The 5358-nt window shown below is 60.0% G+C and carries 5 protein-coding genes; 4 read left to right on the top strand and 1 reads right to left on the bottom strand.

The window, feature by feature from the left end; translation table 11 throughout:
• Positions 1-545: 545 nt before the first annotated feature.
• From QZ292_RS09435 to QZ292_RS09425, 3 genes are all read left to right on the top strand, one after another.
• On the top strand, positions 546-1619 hold the full coding sequence (locus QZ292_RS09435; protein WP_294600930.1) for a GDP-L-fucose synthase: 1074 nt from the start codon (positions 546-548) through the stop codon (positions 1617-1619).
• Positions 1620-1710: 91 nt separating this feature from the next.
• Positions 1711-2256 (top strand): hypothetical protein, encoded by a 546-nt coding sequence (locus QZ292_RS09430; RefSeq protein ID WP_294600928.1) that lies wholly within the window; start codon positions 1711-1713, stop codon positions 2254-2256.
• Complete coding sequence (locus QZ292_RS09425) at positions 2253-3575, top strand: UDP-glucose/GDP-mannose dehydrogenase family protein (RefSeq protein WP_294600926.1); 1323 nt, start codon at positions 2253-2255, stop codon at positions 3573-3575. Before QZ292_RS09430 ends, QZ292_RS09425 begins: the two co-directional genes overlap by 4 nt.
• A gap of 847 nt (positions 3576-4422) precedes the next feature.
• Here QZ292_RS09425 and QZ292_RS09420 read toward each other — a convergent pair.
• The gene (locus QZ292_RS09420) at positions 4423-4617 is read right to left on the bottom strand and encodes a hypothetical protein (protein ID WP_294600924.1); all 195 of its coding nucleotides are present in this window, start codon (positions 4615-4617) and stop codon (positions 4423-4425) included.
• Positions 4618-4656: 39 nt separating this feature from the next.
• Between QZ292_RS09420 and QZ292_RS09415 the strand changes: the two genes are divergently transcribed.
• Positions 4657-5280 (top strand): riboflavin synthase, encoded by a 624-nt coding sequence (locus QZ292_RS09415; protein ID WP_294600922.1) that lies wholly within the window; start codon positions 4657-4659, stop codon positions 5278-5280.
• The last annotated feature ends 78 nt before the right edge of the window (positions 5281-5358 follow it).

The following is a 5358-nucleotide window of genomic DNA, read 5'->3' as shown; positions in this document are numbered from 1 at the left end:
GGGCCGGAGCCACCCCAGGCGTAGGCCTGCAACTCGACGGAGCTCGTTTCCGGCCACGCTGGCTCCGACCCGCTCCAGCCCCGCCCAACCCACAGCCTACGCCGATTCCCTACCCTATTCGACCTGTCGCCCATCCCCCCGTGGGCGACGAAGCCAGCGATTCCTACGGAATCACACTACGCTCTCAGCCCAGCAGTGCGGCGCCAGCGGAGGGCGCAACGAGCTCCGGCGAGTTGCAGCCCGCCGCCGGGGGTGGCGTCGGACTGCGCGACCCGAAGGGTCGCACCAGCTAAGAACAATGCACAGACAACGGCTCCGCCCCCAATTTTCGCCCAATTCTCCGCCTCCTGCCCGGCCCAGCGCAGCGCGCGATTAATTGGAGGGTACTGTTCTCTTTGTGAACAAAGAGAACCAGAAAAACTTTAAAGCGCATCCCTGCGGGATGCTCTGGCCGGGTTTACCAGCACAACACAAACAACCCTGCGCTGCGGCCGCCTCGGCCCAGCCGACACACAAAATACTCTGCAACTACACAACCTACCGATATGGAAAAAGACTCCAAAATATACGTCGCCGGCCACCGCGGTCTGGTCGGTTCCGCCATTTGGCGCGGCTTGGAACAACAAGGCTACAGCCGGCTGATCGGCCGCACCCACGCCCAACTCGACCTCACCGACCAGCGCGCCGTAGAGACCTTCTTCGAGACCGAAAAACCCGAATACGTCTTTCTCGCCGCTGCCTACGTAGGCGGCATCATGGCCAATTCGCTCTACCGGGCCGACTTCATCTGGCGCAACCTCCAGATCCAGAACAACGTCCTGGCCACCGCCTGGCGACACGGCGTGAAAAAGCTCCTCTTTCTCGGCTCCACCTGCATCTACCCCCGCGACGCACCGCAACCCATGACCGAAGAGTGCCTCCTCACCTCACCGCTGGAGTACACCAACGAGCCCTACGCCATCGCCAAGATCGCCGGCCTGAAGATGTGCGAAAGTTTCAACCTCCAGTACGGCACCGACTTCATCGCCGTGATGCCCACCAACTTGTACGGGCCCGAGGATAATTTCAACCTGGAGACCAGCCACGTGCTGCCCGCCCTGCTGCGCAAGATGCACATCGCAGCCGCTCTGATGCGAGGAGATTGGGCAGCCATACGTGCAGATTTCGCCAAACGACCCGTCGAAGGCGTCGACGGGAGAGCCTTCGAGGCGACCATACGGGAAAAACTCGAGAAATACGGCATCACCCCCGGCACCATGACCGTCTGGGGCAGCGGAACACCCCTCCGGGAGTTCCTCTGGAGCGAAGACATGGCCGCCGCCTGCATCTACGTGATGGAACGGGTCAGCTTCCGCGACCTGGCCGCCGGGAAAGGGACAGAAATACGGAACTGCCACCTCAACATCGGCACCGGCAGCGAGCTCACCATCGCCTCGCTCGTGCGGCTCATCGCCGACACCGTGGGCTACACCGGCGAGATCCGTTTCGACGCCTCGAAACCCGACGGAACACCGCGAAAACTGACCGACCCGTCACGGCTCCATGCCCTCGGCTGGCGCCACTCGGTCGAAATCGACAACGGCGTCCGGCGACTCTACGACTGGTATTGCAAACAGTAGTCGGATATTTCCCGAAAAATACGGATATTTGTAACGGGGCCGGATCGCCCCGCAGCATGAGACTAACCAAACAAAAACGCGCAACAGAGTTATGAAAAAGAGAGTTTTAGGCATTCTGGCCGCCTTTTTCGCCGGCTTCGTGGCCCTGACCTCCTGTCAGGACGAGAAACCTTTTTCGGTATACCAGATCGGAGTCATCTATCCGACATTGAACGATTTGCTGTCCCAGGAACAGATCGACGCCCTTCCCCCGACCGAAAAAGACATGTGCAAAGTGGCCATTTACCTCAACCAATGGTTTTTCAAGAACAACTTTATCCGGAACGGGTCCGGCGGCAATCCGATCCTGATCGAAGGCGCCGACGAGGCTGAAAACGACCGGCAGGCCATTGCGATTTACGACAACAACCTGTCGGAGCTGCAGAAAAAACAGTTCGACGAAATCATCCGGGAAGCCCAGCTCACAAACGGGACGAACGGCGAGCCGGAACTGACCGTCACGACCACCGGATCGCTCGTCTTCTCCTACGTGATGAAAAAAGGATCGAACGCCCAAACGACCATCCGCAGCACCTCCTTTACCGTCAACTACGAACCGCTCGACACCCCGTCAGAACCGCAGGAACCCGAATTATGAAGATAGCGATTGTCGGAACCGGTTATGTCGGTCTGGTGACCGGGACCTGTTTTGCCGAACTGGGCGTCGACGTGACCTGCGTGGACACCGACGCCTCGAAAATCGAACGGCTGCAGAACGGAATCATTCCGATCTACGAACCCAACTTGGAGCAGCTGGTCGAAAAGAACTACAAAGCCGGCAGGCTCCATTTCACCACCTCGCTGGAATCGGTCTTGCCGGAGGTGGAGATCGTCTTCTCGGCCGTGGGGACGCCGCCGGACGAGGACGGGAGCGCCGACCTGCGCTACGTGCTTCAGGTGGCCGAAACCATCGGCCGACACATCGACCGGTATGTGCTGGTGGTGACCAAATCGACCGTTCCGGTGGGGACGGCGGCCAAGGTGCGCGCCACGATTCAGGGCGAACTGGATAAGCGGGGCGTGCAGATTCCGTTCGACGTCGCCTCCAACCCGGAGTTCCTCAAGGAGGGGAATGCCATCGAGGATTTCATCCGGCCCGACCGGGTGGTCGTCGGCACCGACTCGGAACGGGCGCGAGAGCTGATGACGCGGCTCTACAAACCGATGCTGCTCAACAACTTCCGGGTGATGTTCATGGACATCCCGTCGGCCGAAATGACCAAATACGCCGCCAATGCGATGCTAGCCACACGGATCAGTTTCATCAACGACGTGGCGGCCTTGTGCCAGGCGGTGGGTGCCGACGTCAATATGGTGCGCAAGGGGATCGGGGCAGACAGCCGGATCGGGAACAAGTTCCTCTATCCGGGATGCGGCTACGGCGGCTCATGCTTTCCGAAAGACGTCAAAGCACTGATTCACAGCGCAAAACAGAACAACTGTCGAATGGAGGTGCTGGAGGCGGTCGAGCGGGTGAACGAGCGGCAGAAACGGATTTTGTTCGAGAAGCTGGTCGGCCACTTCGGCAGTGCCGAGGCATTGCGCGGCAGACGGATCGCGCTGTGGGGATTGGCTTTCAAGCCGGGGACGGACGACATGCGCGAGGCGCCTGCGCTGGTGCTCATCGAACAGCTGCGGGAGGCGGGAGCAGAGGTCGTGGCTTACGACCCGATTGCGATGACCGAAGCGAAACGCCGGATCGGCGACTCGATCGCCTACGCTACGGACGCTTACGGAGCGGTGCTGGATGCGGATGCACTGGTGCTGCTGACGGAGTGGAAAGAGTTCCGTCTGCCCAATTGGGAGGTGGTCAAACGCGCGATGCGAGGCGATGTGGTGGTAGACGGGCGCAATATCTTCGACCGCAACGAGCTGCGGAACTTAGGCTTCGCCTACTACGGCATCGGCGTTTTGTAGGCTTGCAGCGAAGCGGCGGGGCTGACCGCCCGCGTCCGGCCTGAGTTTTGCGGAGCCTGAGGCGCGCGAACAGAGAACGGTGCGAAGATTTGGGCAGACCCAGCCGCAGAAATGCGTGAGCATTTCCCGTCCACGGGACGTGGGGCCTGCCCGGCCGACGCATTCGCGTCATGGCGGCCGGCCGTTGTTATTTCAGGCAATGAACATTCGTGCGCCACGCCTTAGGAGGCGATTCAACTGTTTCGGCGATGAGCCAAAACAGAATGAATCGCCCAAGGCGCGCGAACAGAGAATGGGGTACAGCATCCAAGTAAGCGATACGCAGTATCGCTCTGTCCCGCCGAGGTCACTCGGCCGCTGCCCGCGCAGGGCAGTCCCGTCCGGTTCGAAGCTCGACCGTCGCCCGCCCGCCTAAAGAGGGATTTCACTCGTTTTGCGATGAGCAAAATCGAGATGAAATCCCTGCGGGCGACGGTTGAATCGCCCAAGGCGCGCGGGAAAAATGCGACAAGTGGCGGAGCGAAAGCGGAGTCGCAGTGAGGCGGACACGGGGCTGTGCTTTGGGCGAAAACAAGGGCTGTGCTCTTGCGACCCTTGGGTCGCCGGCCTCGGGCGCAGCGACGCTTTAGCGGCGCGGGGGAGGCGCGCCGAGGACGAACGGGGGGAGAATTGGGGCGAGCTTTTGCGACTCGCAGAGTCGCGCAGTGCGTCGCCACCCCCGGCGGCGGGGACGCATAGCGTCTTTTATTGGCCGCCTTTACCCCCATATAGCGCCTTTCGCTGGGCGCCGCACTGCGATAGATTTTCTGCTCGGGCGGTTTTTCGAACGCAGGGTGTCGTCTTCCGTTTATTCCGAGAGGCAACGCAACTGAAGACCGAGACCACAGCGGTTCGCGCGACAGGAATCGATATTCTGTGCGTTGAACCACAAAAAATATCCGTCGCTACCGTTAACTGTGGATGACCAACTATACCCGACGTCGCCGACGTACCACAATACCCCCTCACCGAAGCCGCGGTGGCCCGGGGCGGGGTACCGCACGAAACCCGAACCGAAACCTCAGAAAATCATTTAAAACCTATGTTTTCAGGAATCGTACAGAGCATGGGAACCGTCGTCCGGCTGGATTCCGACCGCGACAACCTCCATATCACCCTCAAAGCGGATCTGGCACCGGAATTGCACGTAGACCAAAGCGTAGCCCATAACGGCGTCTGCCTGACCGTCGTCGCCGTCGAACCCGAACAAAGCACCTATACCGTGACCGCCATCCGCGAAACACTCGAAAAGAGCAACCTGGGCGACCTGAAAATCGGCGACCCGGTCAATCTCGAACGCAGCATGCGGATGAACGCCCTGCTCGACGGACACATCGTCCAGGGACACGTCGATACGACAGGCATCTGCCGGGCCGTCGAGTTCGCCGACGGAAGCTGGTACTACACCTTCGACTACGACGCCCCCGAACGGCTGCGGAAATCGGGCTACGTGACCGTCGAAAAGGGATCGGTCGCGGTGAACGGCGTAAGCCTGACGGTCGTCAACTCCCGGCCGAACGGCTTTCAGGTGGCGATCATCCCTTACACGCACGAGCACACCAATTTCCACCGGATCGAGCCCGGCACACGGGTCAATCTCGAATTCGACATCATCGGGAAATATGTGGCTCGCCTGTCGGGAACCGCAGAACAACCTGAGAACTAATTTTATAACTTGTGCATCGAATTGGAGGGTACTGTTCTTTCTGTGAACAGAAAGAACCAAAGAAACTTTAGAGGATGC

This window comes from uncultured Rikenella sp. (genome assembly GCF_910577125.1).
In the GTDB taxonomy this organism is placed as follows: domain Bacteria; phylum Bacteroidota; class Bacteroidia; order Bacteroidales; family Rikenellaceae; genus Rikenella.
This window is presented reverse-complemented; position numbering and strand designations above follow the sequence as displayed.

Coding starts and splice junctions, on each gene's coding strand:
- QZ292_RS09435 (WP_294600930.1), top strand. CDS start 546: ATGGAAAAAGACTCCAAAATATACGTCGCCGGCCACCGCGGTCTGGTC.
- QZ292_RS09430 (WP_294600928.1), top strand. CDS start 1,711: ATGAAAAAGAGAGTTTTAGGCATTCTGGCCGCCTTTTTCGCCGGCTTC.
- QZ292_RS09425 (WP_294600926.1), top strand. CDS start 2,253: ATGAAGATAGCGATTGTCGGAACCGGTTATGTCGGTCTGGTGACCGGG.
- QZ292_RS09415 (WP_294600922.1), top strand. CDS start 4,657: ATGTTTTCAGGAATCGTACAGAGCATGGGAACCGTCGTCCGGCTGGAT.